General features: G+C 62.4%; 19 protein-coding genes. 14 read left to right on the top strand and 5 right to left on the bottom strand.

Going from position 1 to position 22,452, the window contains the following annotated elements:
• The first annotated feature begins 141 nt into the window (after window positions 1-141).
• Window positions 142-1,503, top strand: a complete 1,362-nt coding sequence (locus tag JQ597_RS02635) for a tetratricopeptide repeat protein (RefSeq protein ID WP_212262635.1) — start codon at window positions 142-144, stop codon at window positions 1,501-1,503.
• A gap of 422 nt (window positions 1,504-1,925) precedes the next feature.
• On the opposite strand, the gene JQ597_RS02630 is transcribed toward JQ597_RS02635, so the two are convergent.
• Window positions 1,926-2,402, bottom strand: a complete 477-nt coding sequence (locus JQ597_RS02630) for a hypothetical protein (protein ID WP_212262633.1) — start codon at window positions 2,400-2,402, stop codon at window positions 1,926-1,928.
• A gap of 938 nt (window positions 2,403-3,340) precedes the next feature.
• On the opposite strand from JQ597_RS02630, the gene JQ597_RS02625 reads away from it, so the two are divergent.
• Entirely contained in the window at window positions 3,341-4,324 is a 984-nt protein-coding gene (locus tag JQ597_RS02625; protein ID WP_212262631.1) for an ABC transporter substrate-binding protein, read from the top strand.
• 221 nt (window positions 4,325-4,545) lie between these two features.
• Here the strand turns inward: JQ597_RS02625 and JQ597_RS02620 are convergent, their stop codons facing one another.
• Window positions 4,546-4,701, bottom strand: a complete 156-nt coding sequence (locus JQ597_RS02620; protein ID WP_212262629.1) for a hypothetical protein — start codon at window positions 4,699-4,701, stop codon at window positions 4,546-4,548.
• A 1,212-nt stretch (window positions 4,702-5,913) separates the two neighbouring features.
• Here JQ597_RS02620 and JQ597_RS02615 point away from each other — a divergent pair.
• From JQ597_RS02615 to JQ597_RS02600, 4 genes are all read left to right on the top strand, one after another.
• Window positions 5,914-8,181 (top strand): acyl-CoA dehydrogenase, encoded by a 2,268-nt coding sequence (locus JQ597_RS02615; RefSeq protein ID WP_212262627.1) that lies wholly within the window; start codon window positions 5,914-5,916, stop codon window positions 8,179-8,181.
• Window positions 8,181-9,464 carry an acetyl-CoA C-acetyltransferase gene (locus JQ597_RS02610; RefSeq protein WP_212262625.1) on the top strand — a complete coding sequence of 428 codons (1,284 nt, stop codon included), beginning with the start codon at window positions 8,181-8,183 and terminating at the stop codon, window positions 9,462-9,464. Before JQ597_RS02615 ends, JQ597_RS02610 begins: the two co-directional genes overlap by 1 nt.
• A gap of 2 nt (window positions 9,465-9,466) precedes the next feature.
• Window positions 9,467-11,563 carry a 3-hydroxyacyl-CoA dehydrogenase NAD-binding domain-containing protein gene (locus JQ597_RS02605; RefSeq protein WP_212262623.1) on the top strand — a complete coding sequence of 699 codons (2,097 nt, stop codon included), beginning with the start codon at window positions 9,467-9,469 and terminating at the stop codon, window positions 11,561-11,563.
• Window positions 11,564-11,631: 68 nt separating this feature from the next.
• Window positions 11,632-11,985, top strand: coding sequence for an acyl-CoA thioesterase (locus tag JQ597_RS02600; RefSeq protein WP_249136113.1), 354 nt, complete (start codon window positions 11,632-11,634; stop codon window positions 11,983-11,985).
• A 3-nt stretch (window positions 11,986-11,988) separates the two neighbouring features.
• Here JQ597_RS02600 and JQ597_RS02595 read toward each other — a convergent pair whose 3' ends face one another.
• Entirely contained in the window at window positions 11,989-12,423 is a 435-nt protein-coding gene (locus tag JQ597_RS02595; RefSeq protein ID WP_212262618.1) for a YMGG-like glycine zipper-containing protein, read from the bottom strand.
• Between the two features lie 246 nt (window positions 12,424-12,669).
• Here JQ597_RS02595 and JQ597_RS02590 point away from each other — a divergent pair, with 246 nt between their 5' ends.
• The gene (locus tag JQ597_RS02590; RefSeq protein WP_212262616.1) at window positions 12,670-12,861 is read left to right on the top strand and encodes a hypothetical protein; all 192 of its coding nucleotides are present in this window, start codon (window positions 12,670-12,672) and stop codon (window positions 12,859-12,861) included.
• A 238-nt stretch (window positions 12,862-13,099) separates the two neighbouring features.
• Here the strand turns inward: JQ597_RS02590 and JQ597_RS02585 are convergent, their stop codons facing one another.
• On the bottom strand, window positions 13,100-14,242 hold the full coding sequence (locus JQ597_RS02585) for a hypothetical protein (protein WP_212262614.1): 1,143 nt from the start codon (window positions 14,240-14,242) through the stop codon (window positions 13,100-13,102).
• Window positions 14,243-14,494: 252 nt separating this feature from the next.
• Here JQ597_RS02585 and JQ597_RS02580 point away from each other — a divergent pair, with 252 nt between their 5' ends.
• Together JQ597_RS02580 and JQ597_RS02575 are read left to right on the top strand one after the other, a co-directional pair.
• Entirely contained in the window at window positions 14,495-15,325 is an 831-nt protein-coding gene (locus JQ597_RS02580; RefSeq protein ID WP_212033172.1) for a DeoR/GlpR family DNA-binding transcription regulator, read from the top strand.
• Between the two features lie 68 nt (window positions 15,326-15,393).
• Window positions 15,394-15,888 (top strand): RidA family protein, encoded by a 495-nt coding sequence (locus JQ597_RS02575; RefSeq protein ID WP_349628772.1) that lies wholly within the window; start codon window positions 15,394-15,396, stop codon window positions 15,886-15,888.
• A 77-nt stretch (window positions 15,889-15,965) separates the two neighbouring features.
• On the opposite strand, the gene JQ597_RS02570 is transcribed toward JQ597_RS02575, so the two are convergent.
• A complete protein-coding gene (locus JQ597_RS02570; protein ID WP_212262612.1) occupies window positions 15,966-16,739 on the bottom strand; it encodes a hypothetical protein in 774 nt (257 codons plus the stop codon).
• Between the two features lie 280 nt (window positions 16,740-17,019).
• Here JQ597_RS02570 and glpD point away from each other — a divergent pair, with 280 nt between their 5' ends.
• The 5 genes from glpD to JQ597_RS02545 are packed head-to-tail and all read left to right on the top strand — an operon-like array spanning window position 17,020 to window position 22,449.
• Window positions 17,020-18,561: a glycerol-3-phosphate dehydrogenase gene (glpD, locus tag JQ597_RS02565; protein WP_212262610.1), complete on the top strand. Its 1,542-nt coding sequence runs from the start codon at window positions 17,020-17,022 to the stop codon at window positions 18,559-18,561.
• On the top strand, window positions 18,558-19,643 hold the full coding sequence (locus tag JQ597_RS02560; protein ID WP_192738499.1) for an ABC transporter ATP-binding protein: 1,086 nt from the start codon (window positions 18,558-18,560) through the stop codon (window positions 19,641-19,643). Before glpD ends, JQ597_RS02560 begins: the two co-directional genes overlap by 4 nt.
• Before the next feature lie 12 nt (window positions 19,644-19,655).
• The gene (locus JQ597_RS02555) at window positions 19,656-20,741 is read left to right on the top strand and encodes an ABC transporter ATP-binding protein (protein WP_212262608.1); all 1,086 of its coding nucleotides are present in this window, start codon (window positions 19,656-19,658) and stop codon (window positions 20,739-20,741) included.
• Complete coding sequence (locus JQ597_RS02550) at window positions 20,741-21,643, top strand: carbohydrate ABC transporter permease (protein WP_192738501.1); 903 nt, start codon at window positions 20,741-20,743, stop codon at window positions 21,641-21,643. Before JQ597_RS02555 ends, JQ597_RS02550 begins: the two co-directional genes overlap by 1 nt.
• Entirely contained in the window at window positions 21,643-22,449 is an 807-nt protein-coding gene (locus JQ597_RS02545; RefSeq protein ID WP_212262606.1) for a carbohydrate ABC transporter permease, read from the top strand. Before JQ597_RS02550 ends, JQ597_RS02545 begins: the two co-directional genes overlap by 1 nt.
• The last annotated feature ends 3 nt before the right edge of the window (window positions 22,450-22,452 follow it).

Here is a 22,452-nt window from a genome sequence, read left to right as displayed (position 1 = left end):
CAACCCGATCGCCCCGCGCGACAATGGCTGGTCGTGAACCAGCTTGGCACTGGACTCGACTAATTTTCCGGTCGGCCACGCCGGCCGGTTGCCAGCAATGATTTCTCCCTTGATCCAGCCAAATTGGCTTTAGAGATGAACATGAACAAGCGGGTTTTGTTCTCCATCACAGCCGTGCTCGTGGTTGCGCTTCCGTTGGCGTATGGCGCTGCGACGCAGACGCTGTCAAACGATCCGGTGCACCATGAGCAGGATGGTGACGAACCGTCAAAGGACGACCGCGAGGCCGCTGGCATCCTTCAGTTCGCCGCGGACCAGGGAGACGCCGGCGCGCAAGTCGATCTCGGGATCGTCTATGCGCAAGGGCGCGGCGTGCCGAACGATGACCGCGAGGCCGCGCGCCTCTTCAAGCTCGCTGCGGGCCAGGGAAATCCCGTGGCGCAATACAACCTCGGCGTCTTCTACGACGAGGGCCGTGGCGGATTGCAACAAGACGACCGCGAGGCCGCCCGCCTCTTCAAGCTGGCTGCCGATCAGGGATACGCCAGCGCTCAGGTCAATCTCGGGCACTTCTACAGCGAGGGTGCCGGCGGACTGCCGAACGACCGCCGCGAGGCCGCTCGCCTCTACAGGCTCGCTGCGGAGCAGGGCGACGCCACGGCGCAATACAATCTCGGGCTCTATTACGACCAGGGCCGCGGCGGATTGCAAAAGGACGACCGCGAGGCCGTACGCCTCTACAAGCTCGCCGCTGACCAGGGATACGCCAGTGCGCAGGTCAATCTCGCCTCCTTCTACGACGAGGGCCTTGGCGGACTGCAAAAGAATGAGCGCGAGGCCGCTCGCCTCGTCGAACTTGCTGCGGACCAGGGAGACGCGACAGCGCAATACAACCTCGGGCTCTTCTACAGCGTGGGTCATGGCGGACTGCCAAAGGACGAACGCGAGGCCGCTCGCCTCTACAAGCTCGCCGCTGACCAGGGCGACGCCAGCGCTCAGCTCAGTCTCGGGAACTTCTACGACGATGGCCTTGGCGGTTTGCAGAAGGATGCGCGCGAGGCCGCTCGGCTCTTCAAGCTCGCTGCGGAGCAGGGAAACCCTGCCGCGCAATTCAACCTCGGGCTCTTCTACAGGCAGGGTCATGGCGGACTGCAACAGGACGACCGCGAGGCCGCCCGCCTCTACAGGCTCGCCGCCGACCAGGGAAGCGTCAGTGCCCAGGTCAGTCTCGGGCACTTCTACGCCGAGGGTATTGGCGGCCTGCTAAAGGACGACGGCGAGGCCGCGCGCCTGTTCAAGCTGGCTGCGGAGCAGGGAAATCCGACAGCGCAACAAAACCTCGGGCTGTTCTACGAAGAGGGTCGCGGCGGCCTGGAAAAGAATGAGCAGGAAGCGGCTCGTCTCTACAAGCTCGCCAACGAGCAGCGAAGCTTGCTTGAGAAAATGTCACGTTTGGCGATGCAGAGCGCGCGGCTGGCGATTGAGATAGCCTCGCGCTTCTAGCCACGTGCTCCGGTCTATTTGGCTTTAAGCACTCTGAGAGCCGCAATAGCCTCAGCGGAAGGTTCTCGTGCGTGGGGCTCACGAGACATCCAGAACCGATATTTGCGCGGCTCGCGGCGCTTGAGGATCGGCCAGGTAAATGCCATCGCGCGCGTGATACTGCCATCATTATCAACGAGCCAGATCCGACCGAGGCTCAACGGTATCGGTGTTTCTTCTATTCGCTTCCATTTGCTGGGACTGGGTTCGACGGCCCGTCGAAATCGCTTGAACAGCATTGGCTATCCCTCGTTTCCCCGCACGTATTCTACTAGCCAGAACCCGGCCGTCCAGCGGGCGCTTACACGCGCCGCCTGTGCGATGGTCCGGCTTCCGCGCACCCTTCCTGGGGCTTCCGGACCGCTCGGCTCCTGCGAGCTTTTCTAGCTTGACGCAAAGCGCTCTCGCCAGCGGCGCAGTGGCAGGCTTCTGCGAGCTCGTTCAGGAAATGGCGACCGCAGCCTGGAATTGTTCGGCGAAGACGGCGTATTGCGATTGCGAAGGAGTTCGCCGAGCCCGATGCTGAAGTGCAGGCCTGTCCTGTTCACGCTGCTCCTCGAATAGCTGCGGTCTGGCGTCGGCTGATCAACCCTGCTGATGGGTGGTGCGGCGACGATGGGCGTGCCCTTGTCGGCCAGTCTGGCCTTGTATTCAAAGAAGATCTCGCCCGCGACACCTCCAGCCACCAACGCGACGCATATCAACGAAGCCAAGGTCTCGACGCCATGAAACCAAAATATGCAGCTCACAACCTCAAGAAAAAGACCGGCAAGCAGCACATAACCGGCTATGCGCGCGCGACGCAAATTATAGTCGGCGTCTCCGAAGTCTCTACAACGGTCGTCGGAGCGTGTTGTCATAGCTGATAATCCCTGTTTGCAGTCGGGCGGTCCCATCCGTCCCTGTTCGTGATCTACATCTAACCTGCGCGGTGCCACTGTGATGAACGTCACTCGGCACGCGCCGGCGCGGTAGTTGATGGCGGGCACCAGGCTTCGGGCAGGGCGACTCAATCCACTTCACGCACCTCGTGGCTCATTCGATCACACGGTCGGCGCTGGCGGTAACGGACGCTGGTATCGTGATGTTGAGTACGCGCGCGGTGCGCAAATTGAGCCATACTTCATAAACAGTAGGCTCTTCACGGGGATACTGGCCGGGTTCTCCCCTTTCATGATCGGAAGTGGCCGGCTTTAAGGGCGAGCGCCATAAACCTTCGTATAGTTCCGCGACCCGTTGAGATACCCGACGTTTACCTACGTCCAATTGAGCCGCCGATCGCGATCATCTTAGCTAGGGGCTCCGGTAGCGCCCCTCGCGCTATCGCTGCCCTCCTTGGGCGTTTCCTCCCTAGACTTGGGCCGCTTGCACCAACGCAGGCGGCCTTCTTTTTGTGTATGCCGTCACGTCCGCAAACAAATCCGCGCCAGCACGGATTCCAATCCACAACCCGGCCGTGGTGCCTGCTCCTGCCACTTCGGCAAGCAAGGGAAGACGTGGAGGAGGAAATGATCCGGTGGCGCCTCGCCGACGGCGAACGGATGCGCAGGCTGCCTTGAGGGCTTCCTGAAGCAGGGCGCGAATGATCGCGTAGAAACCTGCGAGTCCGTTTATGGCACTTGTCGCACATGGCGCGATCCGCCCGGCATGTCCGAGCTGCCGCGGTGAGCGGACATCGACGGGCACGCCAGCATCGACGCGAATGACCCACAGCCGAATTTGTTGGACTTCAATCTGCCTACTTCCAGATGGCCGGTCGGAGTGGCTACAATGCCGGTCGTTGGCCGAGGAAAAATCGATGAGGCGGCGCGAGTTCATCGCTGCAATTGGGAGCGCGGCCGCGTGGTCGCTTCCTGCCCTGGGACAACAGGCGGCTTCGCGGACTCTGGGCGTCCTTGACGTTGGATCGCTCGAGGGGGCACGGAGAAATTTTGGTTCGGTCCAAAACCGCTTGGCCGAAATGGGCTATGTCGAGGGCCGAAATCTCGCGCTTGAATACCGTTGCGCCGATAGTCACGAGGACCGGCTAGGTGAGTTGGCCCGTGATCTGGTTCGGCATCGAGTAAATGCCATCGCTGTTTTTGCAGGGCCTTCAATCATGGCCGCCAAGGCCGCCACCACGTCAATTCCGATCATTTTTCTGACCGGTTTTGACCCTGTCGCAAGCGGTTTCGTCGTAAGCCTGAACAGACCGGCCGGCAACGCGACGGGGGTTTCAGTTCTCAATGTAGAGGTAATGGCCAAACGGCTGCAGATGCTTTGTGAACTGGTGCCGACGGCGAAGTCTATTGGGTTCTTCTATAATCCAACAAGCCTCGTATCAGGGTACGAGGACACTCTGAGGAGATTGGAACTGGCGGCTGATACCTTGGGAGTGAAGCTGCTCCGTGTCGAGACAGGAGGCCCCGATGATTTCAAGGAGGCTTTCGCAAGGATGGCTGGCGTGCGGCCGGATGCGTTGTTGATTTCGGCTGACGCATTGATGCTTCGAAACCGCGAAAGCCTTGTTGGTCTGACAGCTCAACACCGCATACCGGCACTCTATCCAATTCGTGAATTCGCTGCTGATGGCGGATTGGTAAGTTACGGACCGAACTACGCCGAGGCCCGCCGACAGGTGGGCGACTATCTTGGCCGGGTTCTGAACGGCGAAAGGCCGGAAAACCTGCCGGTCCAGCAAGTCACAAAATTCGAACTCGTCATCAACATGAAGACAGCAAAGGCGTTGGGCCTTGGTGTACCAACTTCGCTGCTTGGCCGCGCCGACGAAGTGATTGAGTGAGCTTGTTGGAGTGCATAGGTCCGTTGTTGGCACCTGTTGGCCATGGCGCGGTCCGCCCGGCAGGTCCGAGCTGCCCAAGTGAGCGGACATCGACGGGCACGCCCGCATCGACGCGAACTGAGATGTTGGCCGAGCACAACGGCAACGCTCTGGATGCGGGTTTCGGCTAGCAGATCAATGGGGCCGGGCGCCGGCGCAGCACGCCTGACCTGCGTGAGTGCTCAGTCGCGTTCGAGGATCTTGGCGCCCGGGTAGACCTGGCGGGCGTAGGCAACGACCAGCGCGCGGTGCTGTGTCTCGAGGAACGGAGTCCGGATCTGACACGACCCGACGATGAGGTGCCACAAGCCGTTAATCTTCTGGATAATGACGTCCATGACTGTGCTTCCTTTGCAGGTTTCGCGGTGGGTTACTCCGCCCAGCGCTCACATTCGCGAGCAACTGGCCGAGCCAATGCCTTGGCCGCATCAGCGTGTGCGGCCTTCTCAGCTCCGCCGCTCGATCCCGGTTCGAACGGCATAACGCCGTTGAACTACAACCTCTCGCACAGGGACGGATCGGACCATTGCACGGACGTTCAGCAGTGCCTTACATTCGTTTGGGACGATGATACTTAGGTTTATGATTGACGACCTGCGGGGCTTGTCGCTGCTTCATCGGAGGTCCGCCGCGCGCCCATCATTGCCGCATGGTCCTGTGCTTTCCCGCGACAAATTGACCCGACGGGCAAATCAGTTCCGATTGTCAGAAATCGTGTCAAGTCAGAAATTTCCGAAAATCAAAAACTTTTTCCTTTCCTTCGAGCCAAATCACCGGCACATTCTTGCCATCCCGTCCCACTCAGAGGGGCGTCGGCCATCGTCACGACGAGGGGCGGGTTGCGGTGGACGCTGACGTTGCGATTGACGGTCGCGGCTGAAGCGTACGGTGAAAGCGTGTGGTCCTGGCGCCCGTAACGGCGTCAAGTCTTTCGGGAGCCAACGCTTCCGAGGGGCGACGGTGGCAATAGAGGCCGTCTCACCGGGGAGAGCGCGTTATAAACCGTAAAGCCATTGCGCAGGGAATGTCGGATGTTCTCCGCTGCCCTGTATGCTCGTGTGCAGCATTCTTATGCACAATCGCACATGAGACCGCGGGTGCAGCGCGCATCCGGCATTCCCTGCGCCCTCTGAATTGAAGAGGGTAAGGAATTTCTGGCAAAGCTCGGGCGTAATGCGCCGCGAGAATGCGGACGTGCATCTAGGATGACATGCGGCCACACACTCACTGTCGTCCCGGGCTTGGCCTCAGATGCGCAATTGCGCATCGGGGGACCCATACGCCGCGGCCCTTGTTGTTGAAGAAGGTATCTGACGCCAGCGTTCTCACCGATGGGCCGCGGCGTATGGGTCCCGGCTCAAGGCCGGGACGACGCGAGGCGGAGAGCGAGCACGCTACCCCTCAGCTCCGGAACTGACACGCCCCACGGCCGTTATCTCCCGCCGCCCGTCCGCGTCAATTTCGCCCTATTTTCAAGGCGAAGTGTTCACCCAAACCCCGCATCATCAGCTAAAATAGCCCTTCCGCGCCGCCGATTCATGAGGACCGCCATGAGCTTCCGCCGCGATTTCATCACCAAGCCGATCTTCTCCTGGGCCCGCGGCGTGTTGCCGTCGATGTCCGACACCGAGCGCGAGGCGCTGGAGGCCGGTGACGTCTGGTGGGACGCCGACCTCTTCACCGGCAATCCCGACTGGTCGAAATTGCTTGGCTACGCGCCGGCGACGCTGACGGCGGAGGAAGAAGCCTTCCTCCATGGTCCGGTCGACGAACTCTGCGCCATGCTCGACGACTGGAAGATCAATTGGGAATGGCGCGACCTGCCGCCGGAGGCGTGGGCCTTCATCAAGCGCCACAAATTCTTCGGCATGATCATTCCCAAAGAATATGGCGGCCTCGGCTTCTCGCCTTACGCGCATTCCGAGGTGGTGCGAAAACTTTCTTCGCGTTCGCTGACCGCCGCCGTCACCGTGATGGTGCCGAACTCGCTCGGGCCCGGCGAACTCTTGATGCGGTTCGGCACCAAGGAACAACAGCAGCAATGGCTGCCGCGCCTGGCCGATGGCCGCGACATTCCCTGCTTCGGACTGACCAGTCCGGAGGCCGGCTCCGACGCGGCGTCGATGATCGACACCGGTATTATCTGCAAGGGTCAGTTCGAAGACCGCGAAGTGCTGGGGCTGCGCCTCAACTGGCACAAGCGCTATATCACGCTCGGCCCGGTCGCGACGCTGCTCGGCCTCGCCTTCAAGGCCTACGACCCCGATCATCTGGTGGGCTCGCAGGAAGAGCTCGGCATCACCGTGGCGCTGATCCCGACGCATCTTCCCGGCGTCGAAATCGGCAAGCGCCATCTGCCGGCGATGCAGGTATTCCAGAATGGCCCGAACTGGGGCCGCGATGTCTTCATCCCGATGGACTACATCATCGGCGGCCAGGAACGCCTCGGCCAGGGCTGGAAAATGCTGATGACGGCGCTCGCCGCCGGCCGCGGCATCTCGCTGCCGTCACTGTCGGCCGCGGGCGCGGCCTATGCCGCGCGCACCTCTGGCGCCTATGCCCGCATCCGCGAACAGTTCGGCATCTCGATCTCGAAATTCGAAGGCATCGAGGAGCCGCTGGCGCGCATTGCCGGCACCGCTTATTTGCTCGACGCCGCACGGCGGCTGACCTGCGCGGCGCTCAACCAGGGCCATCATCCCGCGGTCATTTCCGGCATCATGAAGCTGCACGCCACCGAGCGGATGCGGATTGCGATCGACGACGCCATGGACATCCATGGCGGCAAGGCGGTCATCGACGGCCCGCAGAACTATCTCGGAAACCTCTATCGCTCGGTGCCGGTCGGCATCACCGTCGAAGGCGCCAACATTCTGACCCGCAATCTGATCGTTTTCGGGCAGGGCGCGATCCGCGCCCATCCCTATCTGCTCGACGAGATGAACGCGCTCGGTGAAGCCGATCGCGCCAGGGGGCTGGATGCTTTCGACAAGGCGTTCTGGAGCCATGTCGGGCATAGTTTCAAGACCATGTTCCGCGCCTGGGGCCGCAGCTGGAGCTTTGGCATGTTCGCGCCGGCGCCAGACGCTGGTGATGCAACCAAATTCTATCGCCAGCTCTCGCGCTACTCCTCGGCCTTCGCGCTCTGCGCCGACATGGCACTGTTGACCTTGGGCGGTGCGCTCAAACGCAAGGAAATGCTCTCGGCCCGGTTCGGCGATATCCTCTCCGAACTCTATCTGCTTTCGGCCGCGCTGAAACGCTGGCAGGACGAAGGCCGCCAGCAAGCCGATTTCGCCGCACTGGAATGGTGCATGACCAGCGGCTTCAAGACGATCGAGAACCGCTTCGCCGAAATCCTCAATAATCTGCCCAATCGCTTCGTCGCAATCATCCTGAAATTCCTGATCCAGCCGTTCGGGGCGCGGGTGGTCGGGCCATCAGACCGGGTCGTCCATCTCTGCGCGCAGCTGGTGCTGTCGCCATCGGCGGCGCGTGACCGGCTGACGGCGGATTTGTCACATGTCGATGACGATCGCGGCGTTGCCCGGCTGGAAAAGGCGTTCCTGCTGGTGACCGCCGCAGAGGGCGCCGCAAAGCAACTGCACGCCGCGCGGCTGCACGACTGGAAAGAGGCGGTGCAGAAGGGCGTCATCACCCAGTCCGAGGGCGAAAAGCTCGCCGCTGCGCATGAAGCTGTCGCAAAAGTGATCGAGGTCGACGATTTTGCGCCGGAGGCGCTGTCGCCGATTTACAGGAAAGCCGCCGACGTGCATCAATTCTTCCAGGAATTGGGTGAGCAGAGGGCGGCGAGCTGATGGCGCGACCGGTTTTTATTGTCGACGGCAGCCGAACGCCGTTCCTGAAAGCGCGTTCCGGTCCCGGGCCCTTCACCCCGGTCGATCTCGCCGTGCAATGCGGCCGGCCGCTATTGGCCCGGCAGCCCTTTGCGCCCACCGCCTTCGATCAGGTGATCTTGGGCTGCGTCAACGTCGTTGCCGACGAGATGAACCCGGCGCGGGTCGCAGCGCTCCGGCTCGGCATGGGCGAAAAAATGGTCGCCTTCACCGTGCAGATCAATTGCGGCTCCGGCATGCAGTCGATCGACACCGGCTACCGCTACATCCGCGAGGGCGTCTCCGACCTGATCCTGGCCGGTGGCGCCGAGGCGCTGAGCCACGCGCCGCTGGTGTGGCCGCAGCAGGGCGTGCGCTGGTTCGCCGGCCTTGCCGGTGCCCGGGGTGTCGGCGCAAAGATCATGGCCGCGCTCAAGGTGCGGCCGTCCTACTTCAAACCGATCATCGGCCTCGAACGCGGGCTGACGGATCCCATCACCGACCTCAACATGGGCCAGACCGCCGAGGTGGTCGGGCATCTCTTCGGCATCACCCGCGCGCAGTCCGATGCCTATGCCGCCGAGAGCCACAAGCGGCTCGCCAATGCCCAGAGCCAAGGCTGGCTGAAGGGCGAGGTCGAAACCGCTTTTGCCCGCGACGGCAAATTCTATGACCATGACGATGGCGTGCGGCCGGACTCCACGGCCGAGACATTGGCAAAACTGAAGCCGGTGTTCGAACGGCCCTGGGGCAAGGTCACCGCCGGAAATTCCTCGCAGATCACCGACGGTGCGTCATGGGTGATCCTCGCTTCCGAGAAAGCCGTTGCCAAGCACGGCCTGACGCCGAAGGCCGTCATCCTCGACAGCCAATGGTCGGCGCTCGATCCCTCGATCATGGGTCTTGGGCCGGTGCTGTCGGCAACTGAACTGTTGAAGCGCAACGAGTTGACGCTCGGCGATATCGAGACCTGGGAATTGAACGAGGCCTTTGCGACGCAGGTACTGGGCTGTCTCGCAGCCTGGAACGACGAAAAGTTCTGCAAGGAGATTTTGGGCCTCGACGGTGCGGCCGGTGCCATCGACCAGACCAGAATGAATGTCGATGGCGGCGCGATCAGCCTCGGCCATCCCGTCGGCTGCAGTGGCAACCGCATCGTGCTGCATCTCGTCAACGCCATGAAGCGGTTGGGCACACGGCGCGGCATCGCCACCGAATGTATCGGCGGCGGGCAGGGCGGCGCGATGCTGATAGAGACGGTGTGATCATGGAATCAAGGATCATGGACGTTCTCGGCGATCGCGTGCTCGAACTCGGGCCGAAGCCCGACGCGGGCGGACCGTACAAGAATTTCAAGCTGACCCGCGATTCCGATGGGATCGCCTGGCTGCTGTTCGACCGCGAAGGCGCCAGCGCCAATACGCTGTCGGCGGATCTGATCGAAGAACTCGGCAAGGTGCTCGGCGAACTCGAAAGCGCACGGCCCGCGGGCCTCGTGATCCGTTCCGCGAAGGAATCCGGCTTCATCGCCGGCGCTGATGTCAACGCGTTTCGTGGTGCGAGCGATGTGCTGTCCGTCGAGACCGAAATCGGCCGGGCACATGCTGTCATCGACCGGCTCGAAGCGCTGCGGATCCCCACGGTCGCCGTGATCCACGGCTTCTGTCTTGGCGGTGGGCTTGAGGTTGCTCTGGCCTGCCAGATGCGGATCGCGATCGATGATGCGCGCTTCGGCTTTCCCGAGGTGTTGCTCGGCCTGCATCCCGGTCTCGGCGGCACCGTGCGTTTCACGCAGCTCGTCAATCCGATGCAGTCGATGCCGTTGATGCTGACCGGCAAGACCATCGACGCCCGCAAGGCGAAATCGCTGGGTCTGGTCGACGCGGTGACGCAGGAGCGGCACGTCCGCAGCGCGGTGAAGGATGCCGTGTTCGGGCGGCTGAAGCGCGCCGCACCCGGCCTGCTCACCTCGGTCCTGAACTGGGAGCCGGTGCGCAAACTTCTCGCCTCGCGGATGCGCGGCGAGGCGGCCAAGGCGGCGCCGCAGGAACATTACCCCGCGCCCTATGCGCTGATCGATCTCTGGGAAAGTTATGGCGGTGACAGGTACGGCATGCTGCGGGCCGAACAGGCGTCGTTCGCCAAATTGATGGTGACGCCAACTGCGCAGAACCTGATCCGGGTGTTCTTCCTTCGCGAGCAGATGAAGAAGCTCGCCGGCAGCGGCAACAAGATCAACCACGTTCATGTCATCGGCGCCGGTGCCATGGGCGGCGATATCGCGGCCTGGTGTGCAGGTCAGGATATGCGGGTGACGCTGGCAGACATGAAGCCCGAGCCGATCGCCGGCGCGATCAAGCGCGCGTCTGACTTGTTCGGCAAGATCCTGCGCAAGCGCACCAGCGTGCGCGATGCGCTGGACAGGTTGATACCCGACATGGGCGGCGAGGGTGTCCGCAGCGCCGATCTCATCATCGAGGCGGTGCCGGAAAAGCTCGCTCTGAAGCAGAAGGTCTATGCCGGGCTCGAACCCATCATGAAGCCCGGCGCGATCCTCGCCACCAACACGTCGAGCATTCCGCTGCAGGACCTGCGCACGACCTTGCAAAAGCCCGAGCGGCTGCTTGGCCTGCATTTCTTCAATCCGGTGTCGCGGCTGCAGCTGGTCGAAGTGGTCAGTCATGACGGCACCGACGCGCAACTGTTGAAGGAGGCGCTGGCGTTCGTCGGCGCCATCGACCGCCTGCCGCTGCCGGTCAAGTCTTCGCCGGGCTTCCTCGTCAACCGCGCGCTGACGCCCTACATGCTCGAAGCCATGGTGATGCTCGACGAGAAGATCGACAAATCGGTCATCGACGCCGCGGCGAGAAAATTCGGCATGCCGATGGGCCCGATCGAACTCGCCGACCAGGTCGGCCTCGATATCTGCCTCGATGTCGGCGACATGCTGCGCTCGAAATTCGGCGACGCCCTGCCGCCGACGCCGGCATGGCTGCGCGAAAAGGTCGCCAAGGGCGAACTCGGCCGCAAGTCCGGCAAGGGATTTTATGTCTGGAAGGACGGCAAGGCGGACACGTCTTCGTCCGCGCCATCCACGACGGAGCCATCGGCCGAAATGATCGATCGGTTGATGCTGCCGATGTCGAATGTCTGCGTCGCGTGCCTGCACGAAGGCATCGTCGACAATGCCGATGTGGTCGACGGCGCTGTCATCTTCGGCACTGGTTATGCGCCGTTCCGTGGCGGCCCGCTGAATTATGCCCGTACTCGCGGCGTGGATAATGTGGTCGCGACCCTGCGCGCGCTCACCGAAAAATTCGGCGGCAGATTCACGCCCGATGCCGGCTGGGAGAATTTCAAGTGAACGAGACGCATGCTCCCCTGAGCACCGAAACCGAGCCGCGCGGCGATCTTTGCATCCGTACCTTGGCGATGCCCGCGGATACCAACGCCAATGGCGACATCTTTGGCGGCTGGCTGCTCAGCCAGATGGATATTGGCGGCGGCGTGTTTGCTTCCAAGATCGCGAAGTCCCGCACCGTCACGGTCGCGATCGATGCGATGAATTTTCGCAAGGCCGTCTATGTCGGCGACCTCGTCTCGGTGCACGCCAATCTGGTCCGGATCGGCCGGACCTCGATCACGGTCCATCTCGAGGCGTGGTCGCTTCGCCGTGAAGACAGGCTGTCGATCCTGGTGACCGACGGCAATTTTACCTACGTCTCGATCGACGAGCAGGGCCACCCTCAAGCCATCAAGCGTGAGGGGGCTCCAATCTCGACTTGAGTCTTATGGGCAGGGACGCTCGTAACCGTCACGGCCGATGAACGTGCCGCGGCGCGGATCATAGCTCCGTGAGCGCATGCAGCGCGGCGTGTCGTCGTAAACCCGGGCCGGCGGCGGCGCGACGTATTGCGCTTCCATGCCGCAATAACGCGGCGAAACGGCCACCCAGCCGCCGGGTTGCTCCACATAGCAGCCGTTGTTGTAATAGCGGTAACCGCCCGGGCGGGGCTCGCCCTGGGATGCAATCGCAGCTCCCGTGCCGGCGCCGATGATGGCGCCTGCCGCCGCGCCGCCGCGTCCACCGAGGGCGCCGCCGACGACACCGCCAAGCACGCCACCGACGATCGCGCCGCCGATCGCATCCTGCGCGGCGGCCTGCTGGACCGGTGCGCAAATCGCGAGGGCCAGAAGCGTCGTAACCGCCAATTTCGATACCATGTCCGTTCTCCGGCCTGTTTGTCGCAAATCACTGGATTCGCGAGGAACACTGGCGGCGACTTTGCCGCAGGTCAAGCCTGCGGAGGGGCCGTTTTTCCCACGAATCCGTATTGGACCGGCCTTGCCGGGCGCTGATTCGCCAGACAATCCTCGATGACGTTTCCGTGCAGGCGCGGCTTTCCGGGCTGAGGAACATTTCGGCAGACGCTCCGTTAGTTGCGCGGAATGCCATCGAGGCTGGATAATATGTCGGATACCTACATTATCGAAGTCGGTTCGCAGACCGCCGGGATCGTCGTGCGTGGCCCCGGCGGCTATCGTTTCTTTGCGGCCTCTCATCGTTTCGACCAGCTGGAAGGCCAGCTATTCCGCAACGCGCGCGAAGCCGAGCGCGCGGCGAGACGTCTTGCCACCGGCGTTCTGACGCTGGCCGCGTGAATTACCGAGGGCGTGCTGATCGAGAACGTTGCGCGTGCAACGCTGATGCTGAAAGGCCTCAAGAAGCAAAACGCTGATATCAGAGGGATGCGATGAAATGCAGGGCTATCTGATCGGGCGTCCGCGCCGGATCGAAGTTTATGCCAATTTGCTGGGCCGCAGCGATGCAGCCGGCCACATGCGCACCGCGACATAACTCAAAGGCGTCTCGCGGACCGCGCGAGCGCCGGAGCCGCGTTCAGCTCTGACCGATCAGCCGCTTGCAAAATGCGGCGCTATCGCTGATCGCATCGCGGCCTTTCCAGACCAGGCCGGACAACATTCCATTGCCGTGCGCACCGCGCAGTTGCAGGATGTGGCCGACTTCATCGGGAAACCGGCTCACTTCGGTCTCCACATCGGCCACGATCGCGCTCCTGATGTCGCGCAGCCGCGCGCCCCATTCGGAGGCAGCGAGTTCGCGGATGGCGGCCTGCACGGCTGCTTCTGTCTTGTCGATGTCGGCCAGGATGTCGCGCGCGTCGACGACACGGTTTTTCTTCAGGGCAACGCGCAAGGCGATGCGTTTGTCGTCGATCTGGTCCAGCACCATCGAGACGGATATCGCATAGGGCGTGGCAGCAACATCAACGGCGCGCCGGCTGCGCGCGGGTTTGGTGGCAAGACGGAGCAACTCGCGGGGCGTCTTGAGACGTCCAGCAACCAGCGCCAGCGCAAACGGCACCGCGCCGGGATCCTTTTTCCGGAATGCAGCCAGCAGCGCCGTAACCTTGTCGACCTGCGCGTCGTTGAATTTCAGGATCTTTTCCGGCAAGGCTTTGCCGAACCCTGCCAGCGCCTCGCGTGCGCGCAGCGCGCCCATGATCTTGACGAGGTCGCTATAGACCGACGGCGAAGCCGTGTAGGCCGCAAGCTTCTTGCGTGCCCGCTCCGCGCCATCGGCCGAAGCCAGATTTCCCTCCAGCGATTTTGCGACCTTGGTCTGGAAGATCGATGCCGCCTGCTGCGCGTCGCGCGGCCGGTTGGAAGCGATAAACCGCTTCATCTGGTCTTCGTAGTCGCGGGCCATGATCGGCAGCAGATCGCGGTTGATCCATTCCCAGATCGGAACAAGTGAAGTCCGCGCAATCCGGCCCGTATTGGCATGCTCCGGCGCACCCGCGACGACCAGCGGCTCCAGCGGCGCGAAGAAATATTTCGACGGCGTTGGGGTCTCGTTCGGTCCGTCCGGGCGCAGTTCGGCCCGCAGCCTAGCCTGCAAGTCCGCGGTGCCCGGCATGTCGACGCCGCACGCCTCCAGCCGCTCCAGCTCGGTGAGCAGGCAGCTGCGCGTCAGCGGGCTCAACCGCTGGAGGAATTCCCAGATTCGATCGACCCGCATTGCAGCGATTTTCCGATATCTGGCCCGTTTCCCGGGCCTAGCGACGGCAATGCAATCACAAAACCGTTAAGAACGGCAAAATCGCACCGGTAAAATGCGGCTGGCGCAATGCCAATGGGCTTATCATGCCTCTCGAACGCCGCCTTTTTAACAGATGGTTAACCATGATGTCAGGCGCATCCGGTTTCGGCCGCGTTGACCGGAACCACAAACCACCGCACCATAAGAAACTTCTTCCTTGAGGCGCCACCCGTGGCCGGACTGTCCAACCGCCAGACTGAAATTCTCAACATCGCCCGCGCCTTCGGCCGGGTGATGGTGGAGGATCTCGCCAAGCGTTTCGAGGTTTCGGCGCAGACCATCCGCAAGGACCTCAACGATCTCTGCGACCAGCGCTCGCTGACGCGGATCCATGGCGGTGCCATCATCGCCTCCGGCGTCGAGAACCTCGCCTATGAAGCGCGGCGCTTCGTCGCCGCCGAGGAGAAGCGGGCGATCGGCATTGCCGCCGCCTCGCGAATTCCGAACGGCTGCTCGCTGTTCATCAATATCGGCACCACGACGGAAGAGGTCGCCAGCGCGCTGACCTCGCATGAGGACCTGCTCGTCATCACCAACAACCTCAACGTCGCGATGCTGCTGTATCGCCATCCGCGCATCGAGGTGATCGTGGCGGGCGGGGCGGTGCGCCGCGCCGATGGCGCGGTGATCGGTTCGACCGCGATCAGCCTGATCGGCCAGTTCAAGGTCGACTACGCCATCATCGGCGCCTCCGCGATCGACGAAGAGGGCGCGCTCTTGGATTTCGACTATCGCGAAGTGCAGGCCGCGCAGGCGATCATCGCGAACGCGCGTAGCGTGATGCTGGTCGCCGACTCGACCAAGCTCCGCCGCAGCGCGCCGGTGCGCATCGCCCATCTCAGCCAGATCCAGACCTTCGTGACCGACGCCGCGCTTCCCGCCGGTCTCGCCAACATCTGCCACACCCGCGGCATCGAGGTGGTTGAGGCGATGGACAAGCCGGCCCCCGATATCGATGAGCCGGTGGCGGAAACGGCTTCGACTGTCACGCGGCTGCGCTAGACGCGGAAAGTACTGAACTTCACTTCGTTCCAGCATGAAATGGCCCCGGCATCGTCCGGGGCCTTTTCATGAGAATTCTGACCTGGAATAGAAAATCTAATCCAGCAGTGCAAAAAAAATGGTTTGTGCTGGACGAACCTGCCGGTGCACGAGGTCCTCTCAGGAAAAAGGAGAACCGAATGCAAATCCGACGCATCAATTCCGAAGCGGCACTTGTGCCGACGACGGGCTATAGCCAGGCGCTTGAGGTCGCAGGTCATACAAGGATGCTTTTTGTCAGCGGCCAGATTCCAGTCGGGGCCGACGGTGCCGTGCCCGAGGGCTTTGAAGCGCAGTGCAGGCTCGCCTGGAGCAACGTCGAAGCGCAGCTCAAGGCCGCCGACATGACGCTCGACAATCTGGTCATGCACCGGACCTATCTCGCGGATCGGCGCTACACCATGCTCAATCGCGCGGTGCGAAGCGAGGTGCTTGGCAGCCGGGAAACCGCGCTGACCGTCGTCATCGCCGGAATCTTCGACGAGGCGTGGCTGCTTGAGATCGAGGCCGTCGCCGCGGGTTAGGCGATCATCGCGAAGGTGCGTGGCGTCCAATTTTCGGCGCCGCGCGCCGATGCGCATCGATCGCGTTACGCTTTACCTCAAATCCGATGACCGTTCGCGAGCTGGATGATGCGGTCAGCCAATTGGAACTGGTTCGTTATCTCGTATTTCTCCGATGGCGGGGTCCAAACTTCTCCATTCCAGCATTGATGAAGTAGCTTGGCGACAACGAGCTTGTTCAACGGACGCTCCGAAAAGTGGGCAGCCTGAATTGATTCAGGGATCGTCTGCCACGCAAGCGTTGCTTCTGCATCAAGCTTCGCTTGTTCGGTCTCGGCGAAAGAAACAAAGTTCTCATCCCACACATAGGCCGCACGCATCGCGGGACCGATGAGCTCTGACCAACGAAATTCATTGCCGATTCTTTCAGCGTATCCTAATCGCGCCAGCACGGACATGGATGCCAGGAGGTATGCCGGCGGCGAGAACGGCGCATGCCGGTCGGAGAGATAATCGTAGTGGCAAAACACCTGCAGGAAGGCGACCAGCAAGTCGAACAGCCGGCCGTCACCTTGAGGAACGCTGCTTGACAGGAGTTTCGGCATGTCGTTCGCGTCAATGGTCAAGGCGTGAAGGCAATACCAGGTTTCGCCGGGCATATCGGCGCGAGGGACCGGCTCCAGCAGGCCGAACTTCGTCAGCACCTCTGTCGTCGCCTCGAAGGCTGACATTGAATCGTGGTAGAATGCAGCGCCTTTGGCGCCGGGCTGCTGAGGTCCGTGAGGTTGAGCGGTCACTCGCCGCGCGAGGGCCGCGGCCAATTCTCCGCAAAGCCGCCCATCTGAACTGCCGAATTTCGTAACGTCCGCCATCGACATCAAATCATGTCAGGCATTCGCTCACGAACTCTTAGCGGGCGCATGGCGTTTTCAACCGAAGTGGATCCCGGTTCGCGCGAAGAAAACGCATCCAAGCAAAAGCGGTGGCCCGGTGATGTACCCCCAACTCCATACATCCCGACCGATGCAAATTCCCACTTCCGGTTCCGCTTTCACTTCCTGTTTTCATCTTGCTTTCGTTTTTCTTTGTGATTAACTCCGATCCGAAAGTTAAATCGCCGAAGTGAAGAGGCGATCGCCGGGGAAGCGTCTGTTGGATCGGATTTTCGACCTCGCCATCATCGGAGGCGGCATCAACGGCTGCGGCATCGCGCGCGATGCGGTAGGCCGGGGCAATTCCGTTTTCCTTTGTGAAATGAATGACTTGGCGAGCGGGACGTCGTCCTGGTCGACCAAGCTGGTGCATGGCGGCCTGCGCTACCTCGAATATTACGAGTTTCGTTTGGTACGCGAGGCGCTGATCGAACGCGAAATCCTTTGGCAGATCGCGCCCCACATCATCCGCCCGCTGCGTTTCGTTTTGCCGCACCATTCGGGGTTGCGGCCGGCATGGCTGCTGAGGCTAGGGTTGTTCCTGTACGACCACATCGGCGGCCGTCATCTGCTGCCGCCGACACGTTCGGTCGATCTCGCGCATGACGAGGTCGGAAAACCCTTGATCGCCAACCGCTACACCAAAGGTTTTGAATACTCCGACTGCTTTGTCGATGACGCGCGCCTGGTCGTGCTCACGGCGCGGGACGCGGCCGATCGCGGCGCCGAGATCCACACGCGCACGCGGGCGGTCGAGATCAGGCAGGTCGACGGCGTCTGGCACGTCACCGTCGAGAATACGCAAAGCGGCACCCGCACCACGATCCAGGCGCGCGCGCTGGTCAATGCCGGCGGCCCCTGGGTCGAACAGGTGCTGTCGTCGGGATCGGGCGTCAACGCGCGCGCAAAGGTTCGCCTGGTGCAGGGCTCGCACATCGTGGTGCGCAAGCTCTACGACCACGACCGCGCCTACATTTTCCAGAACGCCGACGGCCGGATCATCTTCGTCATCCCCTATCAGGATGATTTCACGCTGATCGGCACCACCGATCGCGATTACGACGGCGACCCGGCCAAGGTGAAAGCCTCCACCGAAGAGATCGCCTATCTCTGCGCGTCCGCCAGCGAATACCTCGCCAAACCGGTAAAGCCGGAGGACGTGGTCTGGACTTATTCGGGCGTTCGTCCGCTCTATGACGACGGCGCCAGCGAAGCCAAGGCCGCGACCCGCGATTACGTGTTCGAACTAGATACGCCGGGCGGCGCGCCGCTGCTGTCGATCTATGGCGGCAAGATCACGACCTATCGGCGGCTGGCCGAAGAAGCGCTGGAACGGCTGGCGCCCTACTTGCGCAGTTCAAAGAAGGAAGGCTGGACCGGCAAGGCCGCGCTGCCTGGCGGCGACATGGATGTTTCCGCAATCGCGGCGCTGACCGCGGAACTGACGCGCGACTATCCGTTCCTCGTTCCCGCACATGCGAAGCGGTTGGCGCATGCCTATGGCACCCGCGCCAGCAAGCTGCTTGGCAACGCGAAATCGGCGGCCGATCTCGGCCGGTCCTTTGGCGCGACCTTGACGGAGAGCGAAGTCAGGTACCTGATGTCGGCCGAATGGGCCTGCACCGCCGAAGACGTCGCGTGGCGCCGCTCCAAGCTCGGATTGCGGCTGTCCGCGGGCGAAATCGCCGTCCTCGACGAATGGATGGCCGCCCATCGCACGTCCGGTGAACGACCCCTGCGTGAAGCGGGAGGACGGACATGAGCGTCACGCTCGAACACGTCACACGAACCGTCGACGGCATCGCGACCATCCGCGATGTGTCGTTGACGCTTGAGCGCGGCACGCTAAGCGTACTGCTCGGACCGACGCTTTCCGGCAAGACCTCGATCATGCGGCTGCTCGCCGGGCTCGACAAGCCGGCATCAGGCCGCGTGCTGGTCGACGGCAACGATGTCACCGGCTTCGACGTGCGCAAGCGCTCGGTCGCGATGGTCTATCAGCAGTTCATCAATTATCCCTCGCTGACGGTCTATGAGAACATCGCCTCGCCCTTGCGGGTGCAGGGCAAGCCGCGCGCGGAAATCGAGAAGCGCGTGCAGGAGGCGTCGCGCCTGCTCAAGCTCGAGCCGTATCTGCACCGCACGCCGCTGCAACTCTCCGGTGGCCAGCAGCAGCGCACTGCGATTGCACGCGCGCTGGTCAAGGGCGCGGATCTGGTGTTACTCGACGAGCCGCTCGCCAATCTCGATTACAAGCTGCGCGAGGAGTTGCGCACCGAATTGCCGCGCATCTTCGAGGCGTCGGGCGCGATCTTCGTCTATGCGACCACCGAGCCTTCCGAAGCCCTGCTGCTCGGTGGCCGAACGGTCTGCATGTGGGAAGGCCAGGTCCTGCAGGCCGGCGACACCCCGAAGGTCTACCGGCATCCCGATACGCTGCGTGTGGCGCAGGTGTTTTCCGATCCGCCGCTCAATATTGTCGGCATCGAAAAGAAGAACGGCACGGTGCAATATGCCGGCGGCATCCAGGCGCCGGCCAGCGGGCTCTATGCCTCGCTTGCCGACGGGCCCTATCGTGTCGGCTTCCGCGCCCATCAGCTTGAAGTCGCCAATGGCATCGCCGGCCGCCACGCGTTTCAGGCCACCGTCACCGTGACCGAAATCACCGGTTCGGAAAGCTTCGTGCATCTCAACCGCGACGCGTCGAACTGGGTCGCGGTGCTGCAGGGCGTCCACGAGTTCGAGCCGGGCCACGTGCTCGACGCCGTGCTCGATCCCGACAATCTTTTCGTGTTCGACGCGGCCGACCGTCTGGTCGCGGCGCCGAGCCAAGACAACGCTTGAGGGAGATGCCGCATGGCCCGCATTGACCTCGTCGATCTCGCACATTCCTACGGCGGCAATGACGCCGCGCCCGAATCCTTTGCGCTGAAGCCGGTGACGATGACCTGGCGGCAGGGCGGCGCCTATGCGCTGCTCGGGCCGTCCGGCTGCGGCAAGACCACGCTGCTCAACCTGATTTCTGGGATCGTGACCCCGTCGCGCGGCCAGATACTGTTCGACGGCGCCGATATCACACCGCTGTCAACCCAGAAGCGCAATATCGCGCAGGTGTTCCAGTTTCCGGTGATCTACGACACCATGACGGTCGGGCAGAACCTCGCATTCCCCTTGAAGAACCGCGGCGTCCCGAAAGCCGAAATCGACGCGCGCGTGAAGCAGATCGCCAATTTGCTCGACCTCACGCCGCATCTCGACCGCAAGGCAACGCGGCTGACCGCGGACGCCAAGCAGAAGATCTCGCTCGGCCGCGGCCTGGTGCGATCAGACGTCGCCGCGATCCTGTTCGACGAGCCGCTGACGGTGATTGATCCCGAATTGAAGTGGCAGTTGCGCTCCAAACTCAAGGCGCTGCATCGCGACCTCGATCTGACGATGATCTACGTCACCCATGACCAGACCGAGGCGCTGACCTTTGCTGACACTGTGGTCGTGATGCATGACGGCAGGGTGGTGCAGAGCGGCACGCCGGCCGAACTGTTCGACAAGCCTGCGCATACGTTCGTCGGTTACTTCATCGGCTCGCCCGGCATGAACATCGTGCCGGCCGAGGTGACGGGCCGCGAGGCCCGCATCAGCGGCCATCCGATCGCGTTGAACCGCAGCTATGATTCGCTGCCGCCGGGCGCGAAGATCGAAGTCGGCGTGCGTCCGGAATTCGTCGACGTCGCCGCGCCCGCGCCGGGATTGCTGTCCGCCAATATCGAGCGCATCGACGATCTCGGCCGCGTCCGCTTCGCGCGCGTGCGCATCGGCGACGCCAAGTTCGCTGCGCGCGTGCCGCCGGGGTTTTCAGTCTCCGGCGAAACCGCCGGGCTGGTTTTCAATCCGTCGCATGTTCACGTCTATGCCGACAGCCGTCTGGTCGAGGGGACAGCCTGATGGACAAGACGATCAACCAAAAAGCCTGGTTCCTGGTGCTGCCGGTGTTTCTGGTGGTCGCGTTCTCCGCGATCCTGCCGCTGATGACGGTGGTGAACTATTCGATGCAGGACACCTTCGGCAACAACCAGTTCTTCTGGAACGGCGTCGGCTGGTTCAAGGAATTGCTCGACCCGTCGACCGATCTCGGTGGACGGTTCCTGGCGTCGCTCGGCCGCAACCTGCTGTTCTCGGCCATCATTCTCGCGATCGAGGTGCCGCTCGGGATCGTGGTCGCGCTGTCGATGCCGCGCGACGGCTGGAGCGTCGCCGCCTGCCTCGTGATCCTGGCGCTGCCGCTTTTGATTCCGTGGAACGTGGTCGGCACCATCTGGCAGATCTTCGGACGGCCCGACATCGGCCTGCTCGGCTACACGCTGAACAGCCTGGGCATCAACTACAACTACGTCTCCAACGAGTTCGACGCCTGGGCCACCGTCATCGTGATGGATGTCTGGCACTGGACCAGCCTGGTCGCGCTGTTGTGCTACGCCGGACTGAAGTCGATCCCCGACGCCTATTACCAGGCGGCGCAGATCGACGGCGCCTCGCGCTGGGCGGTGTTCACGGCGATCCAGTTGCCGAAGATGAATCGCGTGCTGCTGATCGCGGTGCTGCTTCGCTTCATGGACAGTTTCATGATCTACACCGAGCCGTTCGTGGTGACCGGCGGCGGTCCCGGCAACTCGACCACCTTCGTCTCGATCGAACTGGTCAAGATCGCGCTCGGCCAATTCGACCTCGGCAAGGCCGCCGCACTCTCGCTGGTCTACAACCTCATCATCCTGATCGTGTGCTGGGTGTTCTATACCGTGATGACAAACGCCGGGGCCGAGCGCCCGGTCAAACAGGGAGCTGAATGATGCATTCGATTCCCGGACGCCGCATCATCCTCGTCAGCTTCCTGATCTTCCTGCTGTTGCCGATCTACTGGCTCGTCAACATGAGCTTCAAGACCAATGCCGAAATCGTCTCCACCATGACGCTGTGGCCGCACCAGCCGACGCTGGAAAACTACAAGCGCATCTTCACCGACGAGAGCTGGTATTCCGGCTACATCAACTCGCTGACCTATGTCCTGATCAACACTGTGATCTCGATTGCCGTGGCGTTGCCGGCGGCCTACGGCTTTTCGCGCTACCGTTTTCTCGGCGACAAGCATCTGTTCTTCTGGCTGCTGTCGAACCGCATGGCGCCGGCGGCGGTCTATGCGCTGCCGTTCTTCAACCTCTATTCGGCGATCAATTTGTTCGATACGCCGTGGGCGGTGGCGCTGGCGCACTGCATCTTCAACGTCCCGCTCGCGGTCTGGATCCTCGAAGGCTTCGTCTCGGGCGTGCCACGCGAGATCGATGAGACGGCGTTCCTCGACGGTTATTCGTTCCCGCGCTTCTTCATCAAGATACTGGTGCCCTTGATCGCAAGCGGCATCGGCGTCGCGGCGTTCTTCTGCTTCATGTTCTCCTGGGTCGAACTGCTGTTGGCGCGCACGCTGACGTCGGTGAACGCAAAACCGATCTCGGCGATCATGACCCGGACGGTCTCGGCCGCCGGCATGGATTGGGGCCTGCTGGCCGCGGCCGGCGTGCTCACCATCATCCCCGGCGCCCTGGTGATCTGGTTCGTCCGCAACTACATCGCGCGCGGTTTTGCGCTCGGCCGAGTGTAGGGG

The organism is Bradyrhizobium sp. AUGA SZCCT0177 (assembly GCF_018130125.1).
GTDB lineage: Bacteria > Pseudomonadota > Alphaproteobacteria > Rhizobiales > Xanthobacteraceae > Bradyrhizobium.
Note: the sequence above shows the minus strand (reverse complement) of the source record. Positions and strands in the feature narration are given on the sequence as shown.

Coding starts and splice junctions, on each gene's coding strand:
- JQ597_RS02625 (WP_212262631.1), top strand. CDS start 3,341: ATGAGGCGGCGCGAGTTCATCGCTGCAATTGGGAGCGCGGCCGCGTGG.
- JQ597_RS02615 (WP_212262627.1), top strand. CDS start 5,914: ATGAGCTTCCGCCGCGATTTCATCACCAAGCCGATCTTCTCCTGGGCC.
- JQ597_RS02555 (WP_212262608.1), top strand. CDS start 19,656: ATGGCCCGCATTGACCTCGTCGATCTCGCACATTCCTACGGCGGCAAT.
- JQ597_RS02605 (WP_212262623.1), top strand. CDS start 9,467: ATGGAATCAAGGATCATGGACGTTCTCGGCGATCGCGTGCTCGAACTC.
- JQ597_RS02585 (WP_212262614.1), bottom strand. CDS start 14,242: ATGCGGGTCGATCGAATCTGGGAATTCCTCCAGCGGTTGAGCCCGCTG.
- JQ597_RS02545 (WP_212262606.1), top strand. CDS start 21,643: ATGCATTCGATTCCCGGACGCCGCATCATCCTCGTCAGCTTCCTGATC.
- JQ597_RS02635 (WP_212262635.1), top strand. CDS start 142: ATGAACAAGCGGGTTTTGTTCTCCATCACAGCCGTGCTCGTGGTTGCG.
- JQ597_RS02600 (WP_249136113.1), top strand. CDS start 11,632: ATGCCCGCGGATACCAACGCCAATGGCGACATCTTTGGCGGCTGGCTG.
- JQ597_RS02550 (WP_192738501.1), top strand. CDS start 20,741: ATGGACAAGACGATCAACCAAAAAGCCTGGTTCCTGGTGCTGCCGGTG.
- JQ597_RS02590 (WP_212262616.1), top strand. CDS start 12,670: ATGTCGGATACCTACATTATCGAAGTCGGTTCGCAGACCGCCGGGATC.
- JQ597_RS02595 (WP_212262618.1), bottom strand. CDS start 12,423: ATGGTATCGAAATTGGCGGTTACGACGCTTCTGGCCCTCGCGATTTGC.
- JQ597_RS02630 (WP_212262633.1), bottom strand. CDS start 2,402: ATGACAACACGCTCCGACGACCGTTGTAGAGACTTCGGAGACGCCGAC.
- JQ597_RS02610 (WP_212262625.1), top strand. CDS start 8,181: ATGGCGCGACCGGTTTTTATTGTCGACGGCAGCCGAACGCCGTTCCTG.
- JQ597_RS02620 (WP_212262629.1), bottom strand. CDS start 4,701: ATGGACGTCATTATCCAGAAGATTAACGGCTTGTGGCACCTCATCGTC.
- JQ597_RS02560 (WP_192738499.1), top strand. CDS start 18,558: ATGAGCGTCACGCTCGAACACGTCACACGAACCGTCGACGGCATCGCG.
- JQ597_RS02575 (WP_349628772.1), top strand. CDS start 15,394: ATGAGAATTCTGACCTGGAATAGAAAATCTAATCCAGCAGTGCAAAAA.
- JQ597_RS02570 (WP_212262612.1), bottom strand. CDS start 16,739: ATGGCGGACGTTACGAAATTCGGCAGTTCAGATGGGCGGCTTTGCGGA.